At 41.2% G+C, this 25,435-nt stretch carries 17 protein-coding genes and 1 pseudogene; 1 reads left to right on the top strand and 17 read right to left on the bottom strand.

Going from position 1 to position 25,435, the window contains the following annotated elements; translation table 11 throughout:
* Positions 1–98: 98 nt before the first annotated feature.
* The 16 genes and pseudogenes from LGM20_RS08345 to galF all read right to left on the bottom strand — a co-directional run bounded on the left by LGM20_RS08345 (position 99) and on the right by galF (position 20,828).
* Positions 99–1,181, bottom strand: coding sequence for an acyltransferase family protein (locus tag LGM20_RS08345; RefSeq protein ID WP_044524136.1), 1,083 nt, complete (start codon positions 1,179–1,181; stop codon positions 99–101).
* 73 nt (positions 1,182–1,254) lie between these two features.
* On the bottom strand, positions 1,255–2,652 hold the full coding sequence (wcaJ, locus tag LGM20_RS08340) for an undecaprenyl-phosphate glucose phosphotransferase (protein ID WP_044524137.1): 1,398 nt from the start codon (positions 2,650–2,652) through the stop codon (positions 1,255–1,257).
* A gap of 77 nt (positions 2,653–2,729) precedes the next feature.
* The gene (locus LGM20_RS08335) at positions 2,730–3,884 is read right to left on the bottom strand and encodes a glycosyltransferase family 4 protein (protein WP_044524139.1); all 1,155 of its coding nucleotides are present in this window, start codon (positions 3,882–3,884) and stop codon (positions 2,730–2,732) included.
* Positions 3,885–4,056: 172 nt separating this feature from the next.
* Positions 4,057–5,037 (bottom strand): polysaccharide pyruvyl transferase family protein, encoded by a 981-nt coding sequence (locus LGM20_RS08330; RefSeq protein ID WP_044524140.1) that lies wholly within the window; start codon positions 5,035–5,037, stop codon positions 4,057–4,059.
* Between the two features lie 16 nt (positions 5,038–5,053).
* On the bottom strand, positions 5,054–6,523 hold the full coding sequence (locus tag LGM20_RS08325) for a lipopolysaccharide biosynthesis protein (RefSeq protein WP_130952852.1): 1,470 nt from the start codon (positions 6,521–6,523) through the stop codon (positions 5,054–5,056).
* 68 nt (positions 6,524–6,591) lie between these two features.
* Entirely contained in the window at positions 6,592–7,776 is a 1,185-nt protein-coding gene (locus LGM20_RS08320; RefSeq protein ID WP_072013426.1) for a glycosyltransferase, read from the bottom strand.
* Between the two features lie 29 nt (positions 7,777–7,805).
* Positions 7,806–8,927 carry a glycosyltransferase gene (locus LGM20_RS08315; protein WP_044524142.1) on the bottom strand — a complete coding sequence of 374 codons (1,122 nt, stop codon included), beginning with the start codon at positions 8,925–8,927 and terminating at the stop codon, positions 7,806–7,808.
* Complete coding sequence (locus LGM20_RS08310) at positions 8,924–10,087, bottom strand: glycosyltransferase family 4 protein (RefSeq protein WP_077255381.1); 1,164 nt, start codon at positions 10,085–10,087, stop codon at positions 8,924–8,926. Before LGM20_RS08310 ends, LGM20_RS08315 begins: the two co-directional genes overlap by 4 nt.
* Before the next feature lie 12 nt (positions 10,088–10,099).
* Complete coding sequence (locus LGM20_RS08305; protein WP_115660914.1) at positions 10,100–11,362, bottom strand: family 1 glycosylhydrolase; 1,263 nt, start codon at positions 11,360–11,362, stop codon at positions 10,100–10,102.
* 17 nt (positions 11,363–11,379) lie between these two features.
* A complete protein-coding gene (locus tag LGM20_RS08300; RefSeq protein ID WP_044524146.1) occupies positions 11,380–12,591 on the bottom strand; it encodes a hypothetical protein in 1,212 nt (403 codons plus the stop codon).
* A 45-nt stretch (positions 12,592–12,636) separates the two neighbouring features.
* Positions 12,637–14,796, bottom strand: a complete 2,160-nt coding sequence (locus LGM20_RS08295) for a polysaccharide biosynthesis tyrosine autokinase (RefSeq protein WP_044524147.1) — start codon at positions 14,794–14,796, stop codon at positions 12,637–12,639.
* Positions 14,797–14,810: 14 nt separating this feature from the next.
* Positions 14,811–15,245 (bottom strand): arsenate reductase/protein-tyrosine-phosphatase family protein, encoded by a 435-nt coding sequence (locus LGM20_RS08290; RefSeq protein WP_072013427.1) that lies wholly within the window; start codon positions 15,243–15,245, stop codon positions 14,811–14,813.
* A 5-nt stretch (positions 15,246–15,250) separates the two neighbouring features.
* Positions 15,251–16,384, bottom strand: a complete 1,134-nt coding sequence (locus LGM20_RS08285; protein WP_044524148.1) for a polysaccharide export protein — start codon at positions 16,382–16,384, stop codon at positions 15,251–15,253.
* Between the two features lie 145 nt (positions 16,385–16,529).
* A complete protein-coding gene (locus LGM20_RS08280) occupies positions 16,530–17,963 on the bottom strand; it encodes a capsule assembly Wzi family protein (RefSeq protein WP_044524149.1) in 1,434 nt (477 codons plus the stop codon).
* A 946-nt stretch (positions 17,964–18,909) separates the two neighbouring features.
* Positions 18,910–19,539: a phosphatase PAP2 family protein gene (locus LGM20_RS08275; RefSeq protein ID WP_044524150.1), complete on the bottom strand. Its 630-nt coding sequence runs from the start codon at positions 19,537–19,539 to the stop codon at positions 18,910–18,912.
* Between the two features lie 360 nt (positions 19,540–19,899).
* Positions 19,900–20,828: pseudogene (galF, locus tag LGM20_RS08270) on the bottom strand (GalU regulator GalF).
* A gap of 757 nt (positions 20,829–21,585) precedes the next feature.
* On the opposite strand from galF, the gene LGM20_RS08265 reads away from it, so the two are divergent.
* Positions 21,586–23,169, top strand: coding sequence for a TerC family protein (locus LGM20_RS08265; RefSeq protein WP_044524155.1), 1,584 nt, complete (start codon positions 21,586–21,588; stop codon positions 23,167–23,169).
* Positions 23,170–23,574: 405 nt separating this feature from the next.
* On the opposite strand, the gene asmA is transcribed toward LGM20_RS08265, so the two are convergent.
* Positions 23,575–25,422 (bottom strand): outer membrane assembly protein AsmA, encoded by a 1,848-nt coding sequence (gene asmA / locus LGM20_RS08260; RefSeq protein WP_044524157.1) that lies wholly within the window; start codon positions 25,420–25,422, stop codon positions 23,575–23,577.
* Positions 25,423–25,435 lie beyond the last annotated feature (13 nt).

Raw genomic sequence — 25,435 nt, 5'->3', positions numbered from 1 at the left:
TAATTTTGATGTTCATATTAGCGCAATGGTGCTTATGTGCATAGGGTAAAATGGTGCGTAACAAAGACAAGCAAAATAGCCTTTATTAAAACAAGCCTTTAGAAGGCATTGTTAGCTGTAGTTTTTTTTTGAATAAATAATGCATGTAATTTCTTTTCAAGTAAGAAGTAACTAAATAACCCTACAATGACCGATAAAATGATAGTTAACGTTCCTATTATAGAAAGCATTATCATTGAAAGGTCAAATTTCTTACAAACAACACCAAATCCCATAACAATAAAAGTATGGCATAGATATAGAGAGTAAGAGGAGTCACCTAAAATAACTAAGTACTTATTGCATGAGCCTTTGGAAAACCATACAAGAAAGAAAATAATTGCAAAAAAGACCATTGCCACTTTACTAAACTCTTCGGGCACAGCACCCAAAGCGATAACAAAAAACAATACAAAGCAAGTTAATAAACTTAAACACACAGAAATAACAGAAGAGAATAGATTAATAATCTTATCGCAATAATTATAAATAAAAATACCGAAAACAAAAAAATAAAATAACTTTGATGATATAAAAAAATCGATATATGGAATTCCTGTTATCGAGCCTTTGCCTAGTACTATTATTAAAGAAAAAAACAAAAAGGAAACAATTAACACCTTGCGCTTAGGTATATTCATTAAAATCAAAATAGAAAAGAAAATATAAAAAAACATTTCATATATAAGAGTCCACCCTTGGCCAAGGACTGGGTTTATTTTGCTGGGTTCTTCATCGGAATATGGTAAAAGCAAATAAGATGAAACTATTTTCTCAAAGGAATAATGATGTTGTTTCAAAGCAAAGCCTGCAAACCAAGCAACGAGAAGTAATGTCAGCCAGAACCAATAAATAGGATAGATACGAATAATTCTTTTCTTTAAAAAAACAGAAGAAGCTTTTTTATCCCATGTTTTATTAAAAGTCGTTAAGGACATTATATATCCACTAACAATAAAGAACACATAAACACCTATAGTGCCAACCCCCTGCAAATTACGTAATATTCCCCCGGTTATTCCTTCAAGATGGTAATATATATTAAATTGAGTTAATGTATGATCCACAACAACTGAAAGCGCAGCTATACCGCGCAGTGTTTGGATTCTAGAGTTTTTGTTAAAGCCAATATCATTAGCCATTTAGACCTCAATTTAAATATTATAAAACATCATGTAAGACTTAGAATACATAGCAGGTTAAGGTAGATATTACTTAATAAGCTGACTTATTGATAAAGCCTTTGAAGATAGTAAGGAAAATAATTTTCAAATCTAGCCATATACTCCAACCACGAATGTATAGCAAATCGTATTCAATTCGCTTCTCCATTTTCTCTAATGTATCTGTCTCTCCACGCCAACCGTTGATTTGAGCTAAACCAGTAATACCCGGTTTAACCTTATGTCGAAGCATATAACCTTGAATAAGAGATCTATATTGTTCATTATGAGAAACAGCATGCGGGCGTGGGCCAACAACAGACATCTGACCAAATAATACATTAAAAAACTGAGGTAACTCATCTAGTGAGGTACTTCTAAGGAAACGTCCAACCTTTGTCACTCGTACATCATTTTTTGTAGCTTGTATTACTTTATCGTCATTTTCCATAACAGTCATCGAACGGAATTTCCAAACCTTAATAGGTTTACCATCCATACCATATCGTATTTGGCGAAAAATAATTGGACCAGGTGAAGAAAATTTTACTGCTAAAGCAATACCAATAAGCACAGGAGAAATTAGTACTAAAATAATACTAGAGACAACAATGTCTTCTAACCTCTTAAACAACATATTAATACCGCTCAATGGCGTATCAAAAAGAGGTACTACAGGTACGCCATTGATTTCTTCAGTTCGAGATTGCAAAATATTAAACGTAAACACATCCGGTATAAGTAACACTGAACAGGTAGTATCTGTAAGTTTTGACACAAGATCTTTTATAATTTGCTCATCTTTCATACTCAGTGCAATATATATACGATCAATTTCACCTGCCCTAGCTTGGGCTATTAATGTAGACAACGAACCACCATAAGGTACATTACCATATTCGATCTGTGGCTTATCATCATAAATACCTTTAACAACGAACCCTAACCACGGTTCCTCTAAAAAACTCTGAAGTAAACTAATAGCAGCAGGGGAAGAGCCGACGACAGCAACTCGCCGTGTATTGTAACCTAACTTGCGTAACACTCCAGCACCAAGACGTATAAAAGTACGGCAAAAAATGAAACCCAACACAACAAAGAAATACCAAAATATAAACACTTTCACACTAATATCGAAATCTGGGAAAAGTGAAATTAATCCAGATGTAAGTATTATACTTAGTGTCCAGTTTTTGATTATCATAATAAGTTCGGCAGAGATCTTCACACCTCTCCATGAGCGATAGAAATCAGTAATTCCGCCGATCATTTGAAATACAACAAGAGCCGTTAGACCGATTAAATTTGCTTTATAAGAAATATTGAAATTATAAAACAAGCAAGTTGTATACAAACCTAAAAAAATAATAGCAATATCAGAAAACCTTTGCACTAAAGAGATTATTGATGCATTAGCATTCGCACGAACACGATGGGAAAATGTTATCATATGTATTTTACTCATATTCACAACTGACTAACAACAATAAATACAAACGTATGTTACAGTTGATAAAAACAACATAATTAATACTCAATACTTTTTGAGATATTAAAATCCAACCATTTTGTTGATACATAAGAATTAAATTCTTCGCGAAATCTTTCTGCAGAAAATTTTAAGGCGTTGTTTCGACAATCACTAGGGTTAATATTATGAGAATTTTCTTCGAAACTATTTACGGCATTGATCAAAGAACTTATTGTTTGTTGTTCAAAAAAGAAACCGGTTGCTTGAGCTACACCATATGGCCTGACCGTTTCCAGTGAACCGCCTTTACCAAAAGCAATTACAGGAGTACCACATGCTTGAGCTTCAACTGGAGTAATTCCAAAATCCTCTTCTGCAGCAAAAACAAAAGCTTTCGCTTTTTTCATATAATCCTCCATGACACTATTCGGCTGATATCCTAATATCTCCACGTTACCTTTAGCTTTATTTTTTATTTTTATCATTTCACTACCATCACCAATAACAACTAATTTCTTATTGGGCATTTTGCTAAATGCCTCAACAATCAAGTCGATTCTTTTGTAAGGAACTAATCGCGATGCTGTGAGATAAAAATCTTCTTTCTGCTCTACTAACTCAAAACGATGAACATCAACAGGAGGATAAATTACATCAGCTTGCCTTCCATATACCTTCATGATACGACGGGCAATAAAATGAGAGTTAGCAATAAAATGATCTACACCATTAGAAGTTCGATAATCCCACATGCGGATATTATGAAGAATCCATTTAGCTAACAATCCTTTGATACCTTTATCAAGACCAGACTCTTTAAGATACTGAAATTGCATATCCCAAGCATATCTAATTGGCGAGTGTACGTAACTAATATGCAACTGATCTGGTCCCGTCAATACACCTTTTGCAACGGCATGACTACTAGAAATAACAACATTATGCTTGGTCACATCTAATTGCTCTACCGCAAAAGGCATGAATGGTAAATATTTTTGATATTTCTTTTTTGCAAAGGGTAAATTTTGGACGAAGCTAGTGGTAGCTTTTTTTCCTTGAAAAAAAATTCTATCTTCATCTGAAAGATATTCGACAAGAGCGTATAATTCAGAACTTGGAAAGAGTTCAATGAATTCTTTAATAACTCGCTCTGCGCCAGCATATGTTACTAGCCAATCAGCTACAATACCAACATTAATATCCTGCGACATAATTTATCCCTTAAAATTTTACTTAGTACAATCGTCAAAGTTAAAATTACTTTTGGTAAACCATTGCTATTGTTTGTTTAATAAAATGTTCTTTTTTAAAAATTAATTTCATCGATATGCTTAATAATTTATTTTGCCGGCTAGTAGCCGGCAGCATTATATAAGGTTATATTCAATCCTTAACAAAGGAGAGACACTTCTCAATTAGATCATTAGCATATGGGACATGTAAATCTTTATTGGTAAGAGTAGTATACATACCAATTTTATTTCCATCGAAATTGAAGTTACAATGAGATTTACCAGATGCTTCAACATCGATACGGTTAAAGAAATCAAATAGTCCATCAAATCTACAATTATCAACTTTAGTTTTGAATCCACCATTAACAAAAATAACTGGTGTGCCCATTGCCAAACAAGGCAGGGCAGTATGGATTCTCGATGTTACAACAAAGCGTGCAGCAGATAATCGTTTCAAATAAGCGTCAGCTTTTTGGAATCCAACTTCAGCAGAAATATAAGGAACCATTTGATCAATATAGACAGCATTGTCTAAAACATCCTCTTCAAAATATTTTTGGAGAATATCTCTTTTGATCGCAAGCTCTTTAATCCTTCCATTAAGGATTCTTTTTCCTAAACGAAGTGGTTGTTTGATTAACTGCTTCATTGATAATGAGTCATGCATGATATCGACAAAAATTACTTCATCGGTAATTTTTGTACGTTTATATGAATGGCCAAGTGTTAAAGTCATACATCCTGAATAGTAGGCATCAATTCCTTTAGCTAATAGTAGATCTCTAGTATGATTATCTCTACAACCAATTGGTTCATGCTTTTTAAAATGTTCAATAACTTCTGGTCTAAAAATTCTGTCTACTATTGAAGAATTCAGATGCACTGATACATATAATGGTTCTATTTTTGTTGATGGGGGAAAATTCTCTGGATTGGCCATATACCACGCATTCATTATCATCTTTACAGTTTCATCGTTGTATTGATGCATTCCTTCACGCGTGATGTAATGATCTACTGAAGGTAGAAATTGTTTAGCCGCTGTACTTTGAACATAGTCACCCAGGTTAAGGAGATTTTGCTCTTCAAATTTCCCACCCTCATAAACGATAACACCATACTTACTCATGTTCTCACCTTAAAAATCAATTAAATATCTTACTGTAAATTTTCTTACCTTTCTGATTGCAAAAGTTTTTCTCATCTTTTGATAATACAAAAAAGTAAAAAAGAATCAAAACAAACAAACTTGATAGTAAAGTTAAAGCCAATAGTCCAATATATGTTTCGGGAAGGAATATATCAATCCAATAAGCACTTATAAAAGAAACGGTTGCAACGATGAATAACTTTATCAAAACATTTAATATATACCCTCTTATGTCATAATCTATTACACCACTTACAATTTTCATCCGATAGAATAATAATAATAAAGTAGAGCTTACACGAGCAAATACGACAACATATAATGGCAATCGGCTATATACCAAAACAACTGCAAAAAGTAAATTGAGAAGAATGATACAACTGATTGTTATTTGATAACGTTTTAGTTTTCCAACAGCGTAGATTACTGTTACAAAAGGTCCAGAAAGACAATCAATCAAGACATATAACACTACAATTTTTACAAGTGAAACTAAATACTCGGGTACAGTATTCAACCAAATTGATAAAATAAAATGGGTGTCCGTGAATAATGGAACTACTGCAAGTAAAACAAGTCCAAACGATAATTTGCTTGCTTGTGTGAGTAATTTATTAAGATAAGATAAATCACCCGCAGCATAAGATTTAATTATCTGAGGATTAAATGCAGTTTGAAAATTTCCAGTAACTCTATTAATAGCAGCCAATACTTGATCTGATAAACCAAGAGATGCATTAGCAACAACACCAAAGAATATATTTACTAATATCGCAATTCCTTGAGACAATGCAACAACACTAATTGAACCGAGAAGTGTCCAACCGGAAAACGAAAACATCTCAATAAGTATTTTTTTATCAACTTTCAAATCCATTTTGCATATTTCGAACTTAATAATGCAAAATAAAAAATAACAAAGAAAAATAAACAAATACCCACATAATACTAGAACAGCATATGCCTTTAAATTGTCATTAAAACTAAATGCTCCTAAAAGAAAAACAATGAACCATCGTTGAAAAGCATCCAATACACCAATCTTTGCATAAACCTCCATCCTTTCACAGGCTATTATTGACGCAATAAAAGGTGTTTGTAATATTTGTACAGATAGAGCTAAAAGTGAGAAATGGAAAATCCATGCTACATCTTTTACCCGATCAGAAGGAATACTTAAATGTGAATTTACAAACCAAAGGCCAATTGTTTCACCTAAAAATAAAATAATAATTGCTATACCAAAATGCACTACGACACTTGTATTAAATGCTCTGTTTGTCCAAACATAATCGTTTCGCCCCAATCCCATTGATAGAAATCTTTGAGTTGCGAGAGTAGTAACATTTTGAATAAACCCAAAAAGTACAATTACTCCTGCGATAATACTATATATACCTAGATCTTTAACACCTAAAGCTTGTAGTAAAATTCTTGATGTATATAGCGAAACGATCATAATCATGATCATCCGCGAGTATAGCATTATAGTGTTTTTTGCTATACGTTTATTTTTATCTGTCGACAATTTATTTATCCTTTATAAATAGAATTATCGTTATTCTCAATTAAATCTAGCATTTTTTTTGTTCTCGATTGATATGTATATTGTCGAGCTAGTTCTAATCTTTTCTCTAATGGAATAGCATCACCGTCTAAAGCTTTATCAACACTTTCTATAAATTCTTCATTCGTGGTACTAATATAAACATAGTCCTTAAATTCTTGAATAGCCTTTAAATTAACTGATACAACTTTTCTACCTGCTGCAAGATACTCAAAAAACTTCATTGGAAACATGTTATCTGTGTAAGAATTAATCATATTAGGTAAAAGTGCAACATCAAAATACTTCAGATATGATGGCAACTCATCATATTCCTTTGGTCCTAAGAGGTGAATATTCTTATGATTTTCTAAAATTGAAACACTTGTATTAGGATCACCCTCTCCAACCAAACCTATTAGTACAATATGATATTGTGGTCTGTTTTTTGCCAGCGAAGATAGTAATTCGAAATTAACTTTATAACTACTAATTGCACCGATAAATCCAAGAATCGGTCCTTCAATATTTTTCAAATCTTTTGGTCTCTCGTAACCTTCAGTAATGCTCGTATTGAAATGATTAAAATCAGCTACGTTTGAGTGATAATAGGTGTTGTCGTTTAATAACTTACGAGATTCATATAACTTCGGGGCAGTGACAAATACTATATCAGAATTAACTATTAACTCATTTTCTGATTCTTCTAAAATTGAAACCGGCATTCCTGGTTGAGCCTTAATCTCATCAACGCAATGATAAACAACATAACTATAATCTTTTAAATTAAGTAGTCTTTTAGTAAGTGGATTATACGTCCATAAAACCTTATCTCTGAATTTAAGATACTTTGTCCAAAAACCTATCATCCCTTTCAAATATAGTCTATTAAAACCCCTGATTAGTTTATACTTATTCCATGGGAGAGTTACTGGCGACCAAACCCATAGATTTTCTCGTACATGGCGTGGAGCTTTAAACATCTTGAATATTCGTTTTATTGCTCGAGTTAAATCTTTTTTATTAAGCGAAGGAGCTCTAAGACCAAGGGAATCAATATAAAATACTTTATAGCCAAGTCTGGATAATTCTACCGCAACATGTTGTTTGTTTGTCCAGAAAGGATTATCCCAGTCGGCAGTAGATAATAATACGATATCTTTGTTTTCCATTAGTAACCCTTTTTAGCTTGTAAGTTTTATTAAGATAATTTTTTCAAAGCGGTGATGAAATCATTTTTAAACTGATTTTCATCACGCATTAACACATTACCCAAAGTTGCTTTATAGCATGTGGATTTACCATCAGATTTAATATATTCTTTGATTTTATTTGCTAAACTTATAGGGTTCGATGGTTTAAATAAACATCCAGAATGCAAATAATCATTAAAGCCAACTATGTCAGATGCAATAATATGTTTTTGTAGTAGAGCTGCTTCTAGCAATACGAGAGGAACACCTTCAAATCTTGAAGGTAGTACTACTAAATCACATCCATCCATAATACTTACTAGGTCGTTACGGTTGCCTAATAGGTGAATTGTCTCACTAAGTTTATATTGTTTAATGTGTTCATTAATGATTTTCTTGTCCGGACCTTCACCAACAATATAACAAACAATATCTTTGAAATTTTCGTTTTTAAGATAATTAATAGCTTCAACGAAATCTAATTGACCTTTTTGTTTGTTTAATAACCTGCCTGGCAATACTATTTTAATAACATTTTTTTCATTAAATGAAGGGGGCGGGTTGTCAATTTTTTGATAATTCTTCTTATCAATGAAATTTTCAACTACTAGCACATTTGCAGAAGTCTTCTTCTTAAGATCATTAGCAACGGCATTGCTTATAGTAATAAAAGAATTAGGTAATTTATAAAGAGGAACACATAACATATCTTTGATCATCGTGGATATGCTCCTTTGCTCCATTTGAAAATGATAATGGACCATAGGAATGTAAGAGATAATTTTTTTTCTTAATAACCTTGCAGCTATTATAGCTATGTTCCCAGATTCAATTCTACCTTGAGATACGCATAGAGTCTTATAAACAGGGTGTTTGGCTTTAAGCAGTTTAATAAATGAATATATTCTTTTCCATCGAAACCAAACATATAATGATGAAAATTTTGGATCGAAATCTTTGATGGTAATAATTTCTGAGAAGTTTCCATTTTCTTTACAATAATCTATTGCAATAAAGTTTGATTCATTAATAATGATAATGGACTTTTCGGCATAAGACATTGCACATGCAGCAATTAAATACATGCGTTCTTGCCCACTAAAGATTCTTGCCTCACAGTAAAAAATCATTTGATTTCCTTTTCAGCTAAAAATTTTTTATATATACAATCATATTTTTCAGTTGAAATATGGATGTCAAAATTCTCTTCTACATAGTGCCTAGCGTTTTTCCGGATCACTTCTGGTTCTTCTGATTCCATTGCTTCTATCAAACTCTTCTCTAAAGCAAGGCTACTAACTTCTTTACATAAAAAACCTGTATATTTATCGAAAATTTTATCAGGTATACCACCAACAGGCATTGCAACTATAAGAGCACCATGCGTCATCGCTTCTAATGTCGTTAAACTGCTGCCCTCATAGCGGGAGGGTTGAACAAACAAACTGGAACATGCTATTGCAGTTTGTACTTCTTCATCAGATGCTGCGGAAATGATATTAAGTTTGACGTTGTTTTTTCTACAAAAATTTTCAATATCAATTTTATTTTTTCCACGCCCATAGTGATCCCAAGAAAATTTAATTTTAGACCACTCTTTTTTCGTTAAATTAGCAAGTGCTTCAGCAAGAATATCATAGCCTTTGTTATATTCAATTCTCCCAACACTCACTATTTTATAATCCGTCGCTTGTTTTTTTTCCTTTACTAACCGTCTTAAAGTATTTATGTCAATAGTGTTTGGAATTACAGTTATTTTTTCTGTGTTTAAATTTTTTCTAACTATTTCAACCAACTTTTTATCCGTGGCTATAACGGTATCTGCTAAATAGGCCTTGCGCAGTAAATGTTTAGTGAATCCACGATTAATTATACGTAGAATGGAACCTGTGCCAAATTCTTCCATACCATGTGGATTAACAATCGTAGCCTTATTTTTAATAAGCTCTGTGTTTAGCGAAGCTAAAACGCCAGCCGATGCCCCATGAAAGTGTATAATATCAATATTATTACTATATACAACTAATTTTTTAGCTACCTTCTTACACCAGATATAGTATGCAGCCCCCATAGTCATGAGTACTTTATATTTATCCCAAATTGGCCATGGAACATCAATATGCTTTATAAATGATGGTATATTACCCACAACTCTTGTCTTAGGTGCTACTAGATGAATACAGTATCCTTTACTGTGCATTTCATAAATATGCTGTTCAGCAGCTTTTTCCATACCCCCAACACCTTTTCCGAAGGATATAGAACGCACCACTATATAGAGATTTTTCATAAATATACCATTTTATTTTACAGAAACGTCTCGACTTAAATTATTTTGATCAAAATTTTCTGAATTCTGTGTACTAAGTTTTTTTATTGCTAAATATGGTATTCGTCCATTTTGCTCAAGCTGTTTTTCATTCCAATGAATTGTATAATCTTTTTGTGTTAGTGAATCTTTTACTTCTATGTTAAATTGCTGTGCGTTGTTAGTGTTAGTTGTCGATATTTTGTCAATTCTTTTATTGTTTAAAAATTTTTGTAAATTTATAAATGCCTTCGCTGCTGGTTTTGGATTGAAATTAGAATCATAGAAACCAAAGTTATGCTCTTGGTTTTTCATATCCCCACCATCGTTGCTTAAATCATACCACCATATACCTTTTATATAGCTTTTACTTTTAGCCAATAAGGAATATTTAACAACGTAATCAGCGGCTTCAACTGGATCTACTCCACCTAGACCAGCGTGTGTTGGAATTCCGATCTCTGTAATATAAAGAGGAACCTTTTTAATATTTTGGTCTTTAATTTTGTTATAAAATTGATCAATTTTATTAATATTATATTCAGGATTTCTTAATTTCTTATTTGCATTTAGAAATGAATATGGATGTATTGAAATACCATCGATATAATTTAATATGCCCTCGTTTATAAGAATCATGAACCAATCACTATCAGATATATTTAAGCGTCTTCCTGTCGGACTTAGAGGATTAAATGACCCAGCGAGTATGATTGCAGAAGGATCTACAGATTTAATCGCCTGACTTGTTTTCTTTACCAACTCTAAATATATTTGCGGTGGAGGTATCTCCCCCTTCCCTTTCATTCCAGTTCCAACCGTCCATTCATTCCAAATCTCATAATACTTGACCTGCCCCTTATAATTTGAGGCGACCCATTTTGCATATTTGGCAAAAGCTGCAATGTCTTGTTCATTAGTAGGATACCCACCGTTATTGTAATTTTTATTTCCATAGTCAAGAATAACCAGAGGGGATATATTATATTTTTTCGCTTCACGAATTATTTCATCAACTAGTTTGAGCTTTGGCGGTATGGCATATACACCTTTAGTTCTTTCTACAGAATCCCACGTTAAATCCTGTCTAAATGAGTCAAAACCACTTTTTTTTATAAGCTGAAGAAGATTGTCATTTTCTAAGTCATACTTATTTGCATGGATTCCAATACCAATTGTTTGTTCACTTGCAAAAGCATTTGTATAAAAAAAAGCGAAACAATAAATTAATGAGATTAATGTTTTTCTTTTTTTCATAACACCTCCTAAGTATATTATTGATAGTTAGGATTTAACTTAATATCTCGTTCTTTTTTTTCAGAAACTATCATGCCTATAATAACACCACCATATACTGAATAAAAAGATGCTTCAAAGAGATTAGAAGTTATACCACCTGTTAAAATAACTAACGATATTATTAAGAATTGTTTTGTCGATTTTGACAGGGTTAATCCAAAGCTTAAAAACTTCATTATAAAAAAGAATGAGAACAAAATACTAAATACACCAAATATGACATACAAATATACATACATATTATCGGCTGAATTTGCCAATGCTGGCGTGAAGTAATATGTTGGAACGCCTATTGAACCAAAGCCTTTCCCGAAAAAATATTGCAGAGGTGTTTCAAGTAACAACATTGCATTTGGCCATGTTTGATACATTCTTATTAGCATTGTATTTGTCAACATCCCCGTTGATACGTTACTAATATTGAACATGCAATAATATGAGAACAACGTCAGGAATAAAAAGATTGTTTTCACAATATATTTTGTTATAAACGATGAACAAAATATCAAAATAAACACAAAACCTAACGTTACCATCGTTGTCTTAGTTGTTGTTAGGTATATCAAATATGCAGAAACTGCAAAAATCACTAACAGACTGATAAACCTTCTTTTTTCAAGAAGCGTATATCCCAAAAATGTACAAGTGATAATTACTAACGTAGCGGAACTAACCGATGTCCCCGTAAATCCAGGGTTTCGCATCATTCCATCGGAGATCCAATCACGCGAAACAACTTTCGTAACCCCAGCTATCTCCTGTTCCGCACCTATCCATTCTGCCCCAAATTGATTTACATAAAAAATACCTATTGCACAACTAAGGAAATAAAACAAATTGAACTTAAAATTATTTACAAATATCCTTTGATACAATTCTGTTGAATACAAAAACGCGAATAAAAATGGAATAAAAATATAAATACCGAAAACAGAACTAACTAATGAATTGTTATTTATACCAATTAGAACATAGATTGATAGAAAGACCATTAGTAATATATAACTTAATTTCTTAGGAATTATTATACATAATTTATAGCCTACTAATAATATCATCAAAGCTATAGGTGCGAATCGGATATATGCAAGATAAAGTGTCAATGGCCCCGTAAAAGCTTTAACAAATATAAATAAATGAAAGGTAAACCAGACTAACTCATCTATTTTAATTTTGAATTTTATCATATGATTTCTTAGCCGGCTAAAAAGCCGGCCTTATAATTAAAACAATTAATTTTTTTCAGTATATGAATAACCATAGTGGTTATAACCATACCCATATTGGCTACTTGCTCTTCTTACCACTCCATTTAGTACACATCCTTTAACTTTTACATTACTTTGTTCAAGCCGGCGTATACTTACTTCAATTTCTTTAGCGGTATTCTCTTCAAATCGTGCGACTAATAATGTAGTACCCGCATATGAACCGACAATTACCGGGTCCGTTACTGCTAACACCGGTGGTGTGTCAATGATTATTAGATCATAAAAGCGATCGGCCCATGTCAACAATTCTTGCATCCGTGGATGCATCAATAATTCTGCAGGATTAGGTGGGATCTGGCCTCTAGATATAAAGTCAAAACCAGCTTCATCAATTTTCTTTACAACATCTTCTTTTGTACTTTTCCCAGATAAATAATCAGAAAGACCATTATTAATTGAAATACCGAATACCTTATGCACGTACCCTTTACGCATGTCGGCATCAATATATAAAACTTTCTTTCCTGAATTAGCAATAATCGCTGAAAGGTTAGAACTTATAAATGTTTTACCTGCGTTCGGACTTGCACCAGTAATCATTAGCACTTTATTTTGTGCTTCCATCATTGCAAAATGTAAACTTGTTCTTAATCCGCGTATAGCTTCAATAGATATATCAGCGGGATTAGTTAATGATAAAAGTGTATTTTTCGAATTTCCATCAATAGATGTTGTATTTTTGAAAGATTTTTTATTCAACCATTCAGAAACAGGCACATTAGCATAAACATTAATACCGATGTTCTCTAAATCTTCTGGAGATTCTATGCCTCTGCGCAATGAGATTTTAAGAATTATTAATGCAACTGATAAGAACGCACCGGACAATATACCAATTAAAATCCCTAATAATTTTCTAGGTTGTACCGGTTTTGGTTCTGTTACAGCTTGGTCAATAATTCTTACGTTACCGATTGCACTCGACTTGGCAATGCTTAATTCTTGTTGCCTATTTAATAACTGCATATAGACAGCACGACCAGATTCCACATCCCTACTGAGCTTTAATATCTCTTGTTGAGTAGATGGCATTGCTGAAACCTGTTTGTTCAGACGCCCTTTTTCTTTTTCTAAGGTATTTCGTTTCTCAAGTAGCGCTTTATAAGTTGGATGCTCTTTCTTATAAAGTTGTGAGATCTCTGCTTCTTTGAAAGTCAATTCATTAAGCTGATTATCAACATTGACTATTTGATCTAATACAGACTTAGCTTCCAAAGACAAATCCACTGAATCTTTTTGCCTTCTATAAGCATTTAACTTATCTTCAGCAGAATCAAGGTCTTCTCTTACAATCGGTAATTGGCGATTAAGAAAATCTAAGCTTTTTGCATCTTGAGCAGCCTGCCTATCAATATTTTGGCGTAGATAATTATCACTAATTTTATCAAGTATATCAGTGATTAACTTAGGGTTTTCACCAATCAAAGTTAGACTTAACATACCTGTATCTTTGCCTTGCTCATTCACAGCAAAAGCTTTTGACAAATTATTTATCGCTTCTAGTTTTGATACCTTTTGGACGTCAAATACAGAACCAGGTTCTGCTTCAATTCCAGAAATCAATAACTGAATATTGTTGTTATTTAAAGGCTTGCCGACGTGACCTTCATATTCAAACCCCTCACCTTCGACTCTAAAAGCACTTTCAGACAATACTGTAACTGAAATTATATTTGGATCATCGCTTTGGTTCAAAAAATTCAAATTACTGACAGAAATTTTCCCTTCATTTCCGCCTGTTAGCCGCGCCCATCCCTTTCCAAAAAGTGGAAAATATTTCCTTTTTACAATTAACTGCAGATTCAAATCATCAACAGTTTTACCAAGTATCATTCTTGACTGTAATAATGAAATTTCTGGAGCTGATTGAGGTGCTGTATCGGGTAGCACTTGACTTAGACTATTTAATATACTATTTCCCTGCTTTTGTTCCACTTGGATCAACGAACTAGCTTGGTATATAGGAGTGGAAAAAAATACGTACATCACAGCCAGAAGCGTTGTAAAAGATACTATAGCTATAATGATTTTCGTATGATCGATTAGTTCTCCAATCAGACGCCCAATATTGAGTTCATCTGTGTCAGAGAATAGATTATTCTTCTTTACCTCGGATCCCATACTTTATATCCTGATCATTTATTCAGTTTATCAATCCAGCTTTTACAAGCGTGATTGATAGTTCCAAAGACAGATTCAAATGCTTCATAACTTTTACGATATGGATCAGGGATCTCCTTCTGCCCAATCCAATATCCTAGTAACATTGTCTTACCTCTTGCTTCGGGTGCAATTTCAGAAATTTTCTCGATATGTTCTTTTTCCATTACGAGAATAAGATCATATTTCCTAGCAAGAGACGATGTAAATTGCTGTCCTTTATGCCCATCTAATGTAAAGCCATTTTTTTCGCAGATCAAAGCTGCTGTTTCATCTGCTTCGTGCCCGACAAGAGCGCCAGTACCAGCAGAGTCAACTTTTTTTAATGGCAAATGATTTCTTAAAAGTCTTTCTGCTATCGGCGAACGACAAATATTTCCTGTACAAACCACCAATATAGATTCAAACATATATATCACCAAGTCCTAATAAATTTTCCAGTTTCAGTAATATCATGAACTCCGGTAATTGTTGGAACCAATTGCGAAATCACGCGATTCCACCTAACGATAGGTGCAGTTGTTACATATACAATATCATATGGTTGTAATTGGAACTCTGTTCCTAGAACCATGGCAGATGCATCCTGTGCATTTAATTGATAGATATTAGCAATTTTACCTTGTTTATCATCTTTCAATTGTCGAATCACAAATATACCAGTTGCATCACTCATTTCTTGAGAAATACCTTCAGCATTTCCCAAAGCTTCAGCAACAGTCATTCCGCTGCGATCCATTTTCAATGTACTTTGTTTACCAACCTCGCCCATAACAAATACTTTAAGATCATCATTACGTGGTACGAAAAGTATATCCCCAGGGTAAAGTAAATGATTCTCGCTTAAATCCCCTTTTTGCATTAATGCATACAATGAGACTTTAGTGTCTTTTCCGTTATGCGTTAATACAACATTTCTCCAGTCGGCATCAGGAGCGAGACCACCTGCAGCATTAATCGCATCCATCACAGTTAATGGGATGTTGGTAATAGGCTGCTGTCCTGATTTTGCAACCTCTCCTGTAACGTATACTTTCTGGGACCGAAACGCGGCAACGCTTACATCCACCTGCGGACTTTCAATATAGGTGGTCAACCGGCTTGCGATATCCTGGCGTACCTGGCTCAGTGTTTTCCCCGCCACCTGCACCTTACCGATATATGGGTAGAAAATGGTGCCATCGGAGTTGACCCAGTTACCAGTGTCGCTGGCGCTACGGTATTGCCCTGCAGGCGTTGTCAGCTCCGGGTGATCCCAAACAGTAACCATCAATACATCGCCAACACCAATGCGATATTCATAACTGCGCAGTAAATTATCCAATTGTGGGTTTGGACGAGCAAGAACGGTCTCTGGACGAAGCTGATCGATCAGCCCCGGAGTCATAGGATACACATTGACCAGTTTATCCAGATCGTAGTCACTGTCCGGAAGCTCAACCACATTCTTACGCAGGCTATTTAATCCTTGTCCTGGAATAATGGTACAACCCGATAAAAACCCAATTGCCAACGCTAATGCCGAAAATCTAACAAGTTTTTTCTTCATAATGTCACATCATCAGTAAAACAAGATTTGCCAATTCCTGAGCAGCTGTCATCGCCGTTGCTTCCGTGCCGGCTTATGGAGAGAAAAAAGCTGACTGCATCCTGCAGCGCTACCACTCCCTCTCCCCTGTTTTCAGCATTCAGCCTTATAAACTAAACGGTATCTCTATCCCTGCACTGGCCCCAACGTCGTCGCTGTCACTGTTGTTAGCGTTGGTGTACCACAGGGAGGTATTCAGACGTACCGACTGATAAACGTCTCCACTCCAACCAAGCTGAACACCTTTAAGCGTGTCAGAATGAGGAAATGCTTTGTTAATTGTTTGCTCTTTAGGATTGACTTTGGCATAAACCAGACGTGTGCTCCAGCGTTGGTTATCCTCAGTAATCAGTTCAACCTTGCCAGCGAACAATTGACCATCCCCCCCCATCGCATCACCCAGCGGATACCCTTGTTGGTAGTAACCGTCTTTATAGATGTGGTGGGTATAGCTGTAATTGGTCCGGCTCATATTTGTACGCGTATCATGCGCTTCCAGGTACCAGTTTACGGCATCTTTTCCCCAGCCGTGGTGCCCTTCAATCCCGCCGAGGAACATATTTGCCGATGGCAGGTAACCAGCCTCATCTTCACCGATCATTTGCCCGTAGAAACTGACCGGCCAGCCGAGAGTTGGTTCGAGTTTAAATTTAAAATCAAATCCGGCCAGCTGGTTCCCCGGCTCATTATCGGTACCGGTATTATCCTGCCCAGTAAAACCATCCCAGAAGCTGCTAAGGGATTGCGGTCGCCCTTCCCCTCCCCACTGCATTATCCGCGATGCACCTAATTCCAATGACTGGAACGGCGTAAAGGTGAAACGACCGCCGATAATTTTAGTGTGTGGGACAGCAGTGTACTGATTCATTTGGCTGGCAGAGATCTGGTACTGCCATGGGCCTATCCAGCGTAACCACCAGGTCTCTGGCGCCGCCTGCTCTGCTCGCTGCATCAGGAAGCCGGTCATCGGCCGCATGGCATCCCCACGAATTAGGCTGCCTTCATAGCCCGGCCCCCACCACTGCGGTACCTGGCCAAAGGAGAGCCACTGGTTCCAGAACTTCACCGCGCCATAGGCGCCGTTGGCGTTGAAGCGTGATCCGTTACTGATCCGCTCTCCCCCTTCAACGTTGCCCTGGAGGTGGACATCCCACCACTCGCCGCTGTTATTGAACGCCAAACCTAACGAGTTATCTGCCGGCTGCGTCTGACCAAACCCCTGCGGGGTACCCGGCTGGTCGGTCGAAGTGTAGCCGGTGACCCGGAAATCGGCTTTTAAAGCAGACAGTCTCTGGTTGATACGAGCCAGAACCACTTGCTCAGAAGAATAGGACGGTTTGGCCTTTTTTAGCGCCCGGGCGATCTCTTCCTGACTCAGCGGCCAGGTCGACAGGCTCAGATGGATGACCCCGCGATCGGAAAGCCAGGCAAGGTCGTTACGCAGATCGTTATCATTTACCACTAACCCGGCCGCGAAAGCCTGGGCTCCCAGTGAGGAAAGTAAACCCAGCGTCACGGCAATGCGCGCAATTTTTATCATTGTACAAGATCCATTTTCAGCCCCGCTGTCGTATCTCAATGAGAATGAGGGGAATAGCAAGATAGAAAGCGCTCGCGGCACCAGCTGACTTCACTGTGCAACACCGGCGAGGCAAGTACAGTTACCCTAAGCTGCTCGTAACCATTATCACATCCACCCAGCTCACAATGTAGGCGAATTTTACCGTACAGGCTATCGATGAGACGGGAAAGTTGGTATACAGGCGATTTTAGCAGCCGCTCCTGACCCATTTATGCGGATATCTGGGATATCCTATGGTGTTAATCACCCAGCGTGCGTCGATTTTTATAGTTGTTCAAGAAAGGTGTTTTGTGTTGCAGTTGGTGGATTCAGCTACGCTACCGCCCCTGGCTTAACAGCTACCAGCGCACTGACTACCTGAACGACTTATTTTATCGACCTGTGGATGAATAATTGGTCAGGCCTTTATTTTTTGCGGCGTTAAGTTTACGGGATTTCGGTCACAATTGGGAGTCTTGTTACCGAATATCTGCCAATTAATACCGCCTGCCCTTTTATTGGCAAAAATAAGAGATCAACACTTAAGATTATTCACTAAGTTAAACGGCCAGACAGTGCCCCGTTGTTGCAAACCTATCAAGATTGAAGCTAACCATCTGTAAAACAAGATCTTTTATGTTAAGGTTGCGTCATTCAAAAATCAGATGATGGCGTCTAAGTCAACTACAATTTCTAATAGTTTCCTGGTAACGGAATATTCAGTAGACATGCTCCAGCTCCTGGCTCAGCGCATTTAAGAAACGTCTGATCACGGCTATATCCAGACAAATATGCAATATCAATGTAGTAGCACTTCATTATTTCATAAATATGAATTATCAATTGCCCGGCATATAGTAGATTATTTTCTTATTTGACTAATTAACCAGCGAAAACTTAATTTCCCCTGTAAAACAAATGGCAATTACCAAGCCTGCTTGTGCAGATCGTTGCGGGTAAAGGGCTTGTCCAACGGACCAATTGTAGTGGCGATCTGCCCCAGCAGCGACTGAGTCGGCGCTTTACTGCCGCTATGTAACAGGATAAGCGGAACCATCACCAAACATGCAAGTCCTCCCCAGGGAATATACATATATTCGGAATGAGTAGTGCGCTTTTGTAGTAGTAAGAATAGTGCGCTGCCGGCAGCACCCAGCAGCAGGCCAGCGATCACTTCCGAGACGGAATGCGCATGGATGACCAGTCGTGAATACCCCACCACTGCGGCTAAAACATAGCCTGTGGCGACCGCTGCTCTTTGCACACCCGCCGAAAAACGGGCGCTAAGCAGCCATAAGAAGATAGGCCAGAAGGCTGCGGAGAGCGCTGAGTGGCCGCTGAAGCCGGTATAATCCAGCTCGCGAATACCCAGTCCCCAGCCCATAAAGGCCAGTTTGGAGGCGCAGACGATGGCGCCGGTGATGCCGAACAGCAAACTCCACTGCCACGCCAGCAACCGCGACGTTTTACGCAGCATCAGGACAATAAACAGCGCCGCTGCGCTGGGCAGCAAAACGGTGCTATCGCCAAAAAATGAGATGAGTTGCCAGTTCATATACCTGTGATCCTTCGATGATGTCCACTGCCGTGCTCAGGGATTATCCATAATGTCTGTACCAGCTCGCATGCCAATTCATTTCACATTTTTATGCATGCAAGTGAGATGTTTAAAGCGGAAACATGATCGCAGTCAAGTTTTATTTTTGGCTGACGTTGACCGCTTTCCCTGCACTTTAGGAATTGTCGCACTAAGTGACTATTCATAAAGCATTATTGCCGCTACTCCGACCATTGCACCACAGAGGCCAGAGACAAACTACCAGAAGTCTCCGAAGCCATACGTTTCTTTACAATCGTTATAACATTCACGTTATGAATAAATTCTGCATAACGTTATGAGCGGCAGGACGGATGTTCAGAGCCTGCCGCTCGGTCTCAGGCTGGCGTTCAGGCCAGCAGTTTTTTGATGCTTTCGCGGAATTTGGCGCCCTCTTTCAGGTTACGCATTCCGTAGGTGACGAAGGCCTGCATATAGCCCATTTTCTTACCGCAGTCATAGCTTTCGCCAGTCATCAGCATCGCGTCGACAGACTGCTTCTTCGCCAGCTCGGCAATGGCGTCGGTCAGCTGGATACGCCCCCAGGCGCCCGGCTCGGTGCGCTCCAGTTCGGCCCAGATATCTGCCGACAGTACGTAGCGGCCCACCGCCATCAGGTCGGAGTCCAGAGTCTGCGGTTCGTCCGGTTTTTCAATAAACTCGACGATACGTGCGACCTGCCCTTCCGCCACCATCGGCTCTTTGGTCTGGATCACGGAGTATTCGGAGAGATCCCCCGGCATGCGTTTCGCCAGCACCTGGCTGCGGCCGGTCTCGTTAAAGCGGGCGACCATGGCGGCGAGGTTATAGCGCAGCGGGTCCGCAGTACCGCCGTCGAGGATGATATCCGGCAGCACCACCACAAACGGGTTATCCCCGACGACCGGGCGGGCGCAGAGGATAGAGTGGCCCAGACCCAGCGGCTGCGCCTGGCGCACGTTCATGATGGTTACGCCCGGCGGACAAATGGCCTGGACTTCCGCCAACAGCTGGCGCTTCACGCGCTGCTCAAGCAGGGCTTCCAGCTCGTAGGAGGTATCAAAGTGGTTTTCCACCGCGTTCTTCGAGGAGTGCGTCACCAGAACAATCTCTTTGATCCCGGCGGCGACGATTTCGTCAACAATGTACTGAATCATTGGCTTATCAACGATCGGCAGCATCTCCTTTGGAATTGCCTTTGTGGCCGGCAGCATATGCATGCCTAGTCCTGCGACCGGAATAACCGCTTTCAAATTCGCCATATTCATCTTCACCTGTTTGGTTGCAAAACACGCGGTTTTGCAAAATTGTACATGTCACAAATCCATTGAAACTGATAATACACGGATACTGCCCGGGCATCTGCCCGCCAAATTCTTAAATTCACTGTCACGTAAAAGAATACACATAACTCCCTTTTACCAACAGTTAGAAGTGAGAATAATCTTATTCTCGATCAGGTTATTCAGCGGCGCATTTCTCTGCGCCGTGCAAAGTGGCCGAAATCCCCGTCCACAGGGCGCGCCAGCACGCCAGGGCTGCCGTGCCGCACCTATGCCCGCAAAGAATAGGTATAGATAATAAATTTATCCAGGCAATATATTTCAGCATTTACCGCTGGACAGGTAGCCATACAAGCCATAATCGGCGGAATAAAACCAGGAGCCGCCCTATTCTGCGCCCCCTTTATGAGCTGAATTATGCCGATTTTGCGAGGGATTACGCTCTTCCCCCATAGCGTGGGCATCACCTATCGCTACGACGAGCGGTGTCACAGCGCCGCTTTTGCGCCCTGGCGGAAACCCAGCGGCAGACGTTCTGATATTGGCCCGCTTATTCCAGGCAACCGCCATAGTGTTATTTTTTCACTGTTCTTTACCGGAACATAATTCTTATCGGTTCGCTTAATCTGCTGGAAATATATCCACCCATGGCAGGGCGTTATCCGCGTCGTTATTGCATTTTATACCCATCTTATCCATGATCGGGGTAACACATACCGCAGTCGTACAGGTTTTAATACATATGGAATGGATTGCCGATCCGTCAATCTGGGCAGGTCTCGTCACGCTGGTCGTTATCGAACTGGTGTTAGGTATCGATAACCTGGTCTTTATCGCTATCCTCGCTGAGAAGCTCCCGCCCTCCCAGCGCGACCGCGCGCGGATCACTGGCCTGATGCTGGCGATGGTGATGCGTCTCCTGCTGCTGGCCTCTATCTCCTGGCTCGTCACCCTGACCAAACCGCTGATTGTTTTTCACGACTTCAGCTTCAGCGCCCGCGATTTAATTATGCTGTTCGGCGGCTTGTTCCTGCTGTTTAAAGCAACCGTTGAGCTTAATGAGCGGCTGGAGGGAAAAGACAGCGATAACCCCACCCAGCGCAGAGGGGCCAAATTCTGGGCCGTGGTGGCGCAGATCGTGGTGCTTGACGCCATCTTCTCGCTCGACTCGGTGATCACCGCGGTCGGCATGGTCGATCACCTGGCGGTGATGATGGCCGCCGTGATCATCGCTATCAGCCTGATGCTGATGGCCAGCAAGGCGCTGACGCGCTTCGTTAACAGCCACCCGACCATCGTGATCCTCTGTCTGAGCTTCCTGCTAATGATCGGCTTCAGCCTGATTGCTGAAGGCTTCAGCTTTATTATTCCGAAAGGCTATTTATATGCGGCAATTGGCTTCTCGGTGATGATTGAAGCCCTTAACCAGCTGGCGCTGTTTAACCGCCGTCGCTTTCTCTCCGCCAATATGACGCTGCGTCAGCGCACTACCGAGGCGGTAATGAATCTTTTGAGCGGGCAGAAAGAAAAAGCTGAACTGGATGCTGACACGGCGTCGCTGGTCGCCGATCAGGATCATCATCCGCTGTTTAATCCGCAGGAACGGCTGATGATTGAGCGGGTGCTGAACCTGAATCAGCGCAGCGTCAGCAGTATTATGACCTCCCGCCATGATATCGAGCGCATCGACCTTAGCGCACCGGAGGAAGAGATCCGCAGCCTGGTGGAAAAAAATCAGCACACCCGCCTGGTGGTCACCGGCGGAAAGGATAATGAAGACCTGCTGGGGGTGGTGCATGTTATCGACCTGCTCCAGCAGTCCCTGCGCCAGGAGCCGCTGGATCTGCAGGCGCTGGTGCGCCAGCCGCTGGTCTTTCCGGAGGGGTTACCGCTCCTCTCCGCCCTTGAGCAGTTTCGTCAGGCCCGCACCCATTTTGCCTTTGTGGTGGATGAGTTTGGCTCCGTCGAGGGGATTGTGACCCTCAGCGACGTGATGGAGACCATTGCCGGCAATCTGCCCAACGAGGTGGAGGAGATCGACGCCCGGCACGATATTCAGCACCATCCGGACGGTTCGTGGACGGTCAACGGCCATATGCCGCTGGAGGACCTGGTGCAGTATGTTCCGCTACCGCTGGATGATAAACGTGAGTACCACACTGTTGCCGGTCTGCTGATGGAGTATCTGCAGCATGTGCCGCAGGTGGGAGAAACCATTAAGATTGACGGTTATACCCTGCGCACGCTGCAGGTCGACAGCCATCGGGTGCAGAAGGTGCAGATCGTTCCGCCGGCAAAGCAGGATGAGCTGGATTATGAGGTGTAATCGTCAGGCATAAAACGGCCCGGGGTATCCCGGGCGGTGAGAAGGCTAATCAAACCCATGCCTGATGGCGCTTCGCTTATCAGGCCTACAGGATAGCGACGCAAACAGGGGAATTACCCCTGCCGCACAACCTAGGCGGGGTCAGGCGTAGCCGCCGCCCGGCATCCACGTGACATCATACTTTGACGACATGCTCACATCACAGGGAATTGATGCTCTACAGCCGCCACACTGCCTGATGGCGCTTCGCTTATCAGGCCTACGGGATGGCGACGCAAACCGGGGGATTACCCCCGCCGCACAACCCAGGGGGGGTCAGGCGTAGCCGCCGCCCGGCATCAACGTGACTTCACACTTTGACGACATGCTCACAGCCCGGAAGTCCCGGGCTGCTGGTCTGGACGATTACAGCTTATCGAGCAGCTTTTTAGCGTCTTTGCTCTCTTTGCTGCCTTTATTACGTTCGACCCAGTCGTTGAGGCGCTGCTTCGCTTCATCCTGCAGCTGTTTACGCAGGATCTGGTCCACCTGCAGGCTGTAGCTCAGCGACTGCCAGTCGCCATAGATGCGCAGCGGGATGGCGGTCTGCTTCAGGCGGTCGATAAGCTTGCCCTCACCTTTCCAGCCGCCGAGCACGCGCACGTTAAAGCGCATATCGCAGTTTTCTTTCTGCAGATCGAGCTGTCCTTCGCCGGTCATCGCCATCACGTCGGACTGCCCCTGCACGCGGTTCAGCGTCACCAGCCCGTTATCCAGCGTCAGCTGGCTGCTCACGGCATCCAGTCGGGTGGCGTTGTCATAGTTTTCCTGCGACCGGACGTTGGTGCTGCGCTCCACGGCCTGCTGCACCAGCTGCTGGAAGTTAAGTCCTTCGGTACGGGTATCCGTCATCTGGATCTGCGCCTGGCCCTGCCAGCGACGGCGGAAATCATCCGCGTCAATGCGCGCTCCGGAAAACTTGCCGGTCAGCGACAGCTTGCCGGTCAGGCTTAAGGAATAGTTGAAGGCTTTGATCAGCGAACCGATCTCCACGTTCTGCAGCGCCGGCTGGAACGTCGCCTGCGGCGTGTCGCCGCGGGCATCAAGGGTGCCGGGGAGGGAAAGCTGGCCGCCGTCGAGGCTGCCCTGCATTTTGCTGACCGTCAGCAGCCCCTGCTTATTGCTGATCTCGCTCTGCACCTGGGTGAAGTTCAGGCCGCGCCACTGCAGCTGGTCGGCGCTCAGGGCCATCCGGCCGGTAAAGCCGCGCAGGCTCTGGTAATCTTCGCGCTCATCGCTGTCGGCGATCACCGGACGCAGCGGGCGCGTCTGGCTCTGGCCCTGCTGGCTGGCGCTGCTGTCGGTCGCCGGCGAAGAGGACGCCAGCAGACTGTCGAGATTCAAGGTGGTGGCGTGCAGATCCAATGACCAGTCCGGGCGCTCTCCCAGCACCACGCTGCCGTTGCCGGTGAGGGTGCTGCCGCTGGCCATCAGGTTCAGATTATCAAAGCGCAGGGTTTTGCTATCTTCCTGCCAGCTGGCCTGCAGGCTCCCCTGACCATTGATGCCGTCGGGGGGCAGCTCAGCGCCGCGCAGCTGCCAGCTGAGCTGGCTAAAGTCGGCTTTTAACGAATGCGGATAGTCGCCGCCCTGCACGATGGCGGAGAAGTTCAGCGCCAGGTCGCGCTGGTCGCGGTTGACGCGGCCGGAGAAATCGACGGTGGCCCGGTGGTTCTCATCCTGCTCCATCTGCAGGCGGATATCGCGCACGGTCACCTGCTCGCCGTTTTCATGCTGGAAGAAGAGCACGCTGTCGGCCACCTGCAGCTGTCGCACGTCGTAGGACCATCCGCGGTCCTCCGGGGCCAGCGGCAGGGTGTTGTCATGCGGCACCACCGGCGCCGCGCTGTCGCGAACCGCCTCGGTTTTCGGGGTCAGCTGGATCACCGCCCCCTTGAGCATCACCTGCTTCACCTGCAGCTGGTGCGAAAGCAGCGGCAGCAGCGCCACGTCGAGGCGCATGTTGTCGGCGCGGATCACCGGCTCTTCAGCGCCTCTGGCGGTCAGCGTCATGCGCCCGCTGAGAATGCTGAGCTGCGGCCAGACGTGCCAGCGCAGCGGGCCATCGAGTTCAAGCTGATAACCGCTGCGCTCTGCCACCTCATGCACCATATAGGCGCGAAAATCGTTGGGATTGACCAGCAATACCAACGAGGTAAGCCCGGCGACAATGACCGCCAGCAGGATCATCAGCGTTGTCAGTATTCGTCTCATGGCACCCTCAGCA

It is taken from the genome of Klebsiella quasipneumoniae subsp. quasipneumoniae (assembly GCF_020525925.1).
GTDB classification, from domain to species: domain Bacteria; phylum Pseudomonadota; class Gammaproteobacteria; order Enterobacterales; family Enterobacteriaceae; genus Klebsiella; species Klebsiella quasipneumoniae.
This window is presented reverse-complemented; position numbering and strand designations above follow the sequence as displayed.

Coding starts and splice junctions, on each gene's coding strand:
- LGM20_RS08345 (WP_044524136.1), bottom strand. CDS start 1,181: ATGGCTAATGATATTGGCTTTAACAAAAACTCTAGAATCCAAACACTG.
- wcaJ (WP_044524137.1), bottom strand. CDS start 2,652: ATGATAACATTTTCCCATCGTGTTCGTGCGAATGCTAATGCATCAATA.
- LGM20_RS08335 (WP_044524139.1), bottom strand. CDS start 3,884: ATGTCGCAGGATATTAATGTTGGTATTGTAGCTGATTGGCTAGTAACA.
- LGM20_RS08330 (WP_044524140.1), bottom strand. CDS start 5,037: ATGAGTAAGTATGGTGTTATCGTTTATGAGGGTGGGAAATTTGAAGAG.
- LGM20_RS08325 (WP_130952852.1), bottom strand. CDS start 6,523: ATGATTATGATCGTTTCGCTATATACATCAAGAATTTTACTACAAGCT.
- LGM20_RS08320 (WP_072013426.1), bottom strand. CDS start 7,776: ATGGAAAACAAAGATATCGTATTATTATCTACTGCCGACTGGGATAAT.
- LGM20_RS08315 (WP_044524142.1), bottom strand. CDS start 8,927: ATGATTTTTTACTGTGAGGCAAGAATCTTTAGTGGGCAAGAACGCATG.
- LGM20_RS08310 (WP_077255381.1), bottom strand. CDS start 10,087: ATGAAAAATCTCTATATAGTGGTGCGTTCTATATCCTTCGGAAAAGGT.
- LGM20_RS08305 (WP_115660914.1), bottom strand. CDS start 11,362: ATGAAAAAAAGAAAAACATTAATCTCATTAATTTATTGTTTCGCTTTT.
- LGM20_RS08300 (WP_044524146.1), bottom strand. CDS start 12,591: ATGATAAAATTCAAAATTAAAATAGATGAGTTAGTCTGGTTTACCTTT.
- LGM20_RS08295 (WP_044524147.1), bottom strand. CDS start 14,796: ATGGGATCCGAGGTAAAGAAGAATAATCTATTCTCTGACACAGATGAA.
- LGM20_RS08290 (WP_072013427.1), bottom strand. CDS start 15,245: ATGTTTGAATCTATATTGGTGGTTTGTACAGGAAATATTTGTCGTTCG.
- LGM20_RS08285 (WP_044524148.1), bottom strand. CDS start 16,384: ATGAAGAAAAAACTTGTTAGATTTTCGGCATTAGCGTTGGCAATTGGG.
- LGM20_RS08280 (WP_044524149.1), bottom strand. CDS start 17,963: ATGATAAAAATTGCGCGCATTGCCGTGACGCTGGGTTTACTTTCCTCA.
- LGM20_RS08275 (WP_044524150.1), bottom strand. CDS start 19,539: ATGAACTGGCAACTCATCTCATTTTTTGGCGATAGCACCGTTTTGCTG.
- LGM20_RS08265 (WP_044524155.1), top strand. CDS start 21,586: ATGGAATGGATTGCCGATCCGTCAATCTGGGCAGGTCTCGTCACGCTG.
- asmA (WP_044524157.1), bottom strand. CDS start 25,422: ATGAGACGAATACTGACAACGCTGATGATCCTGCTGGCGGTCATTGTC.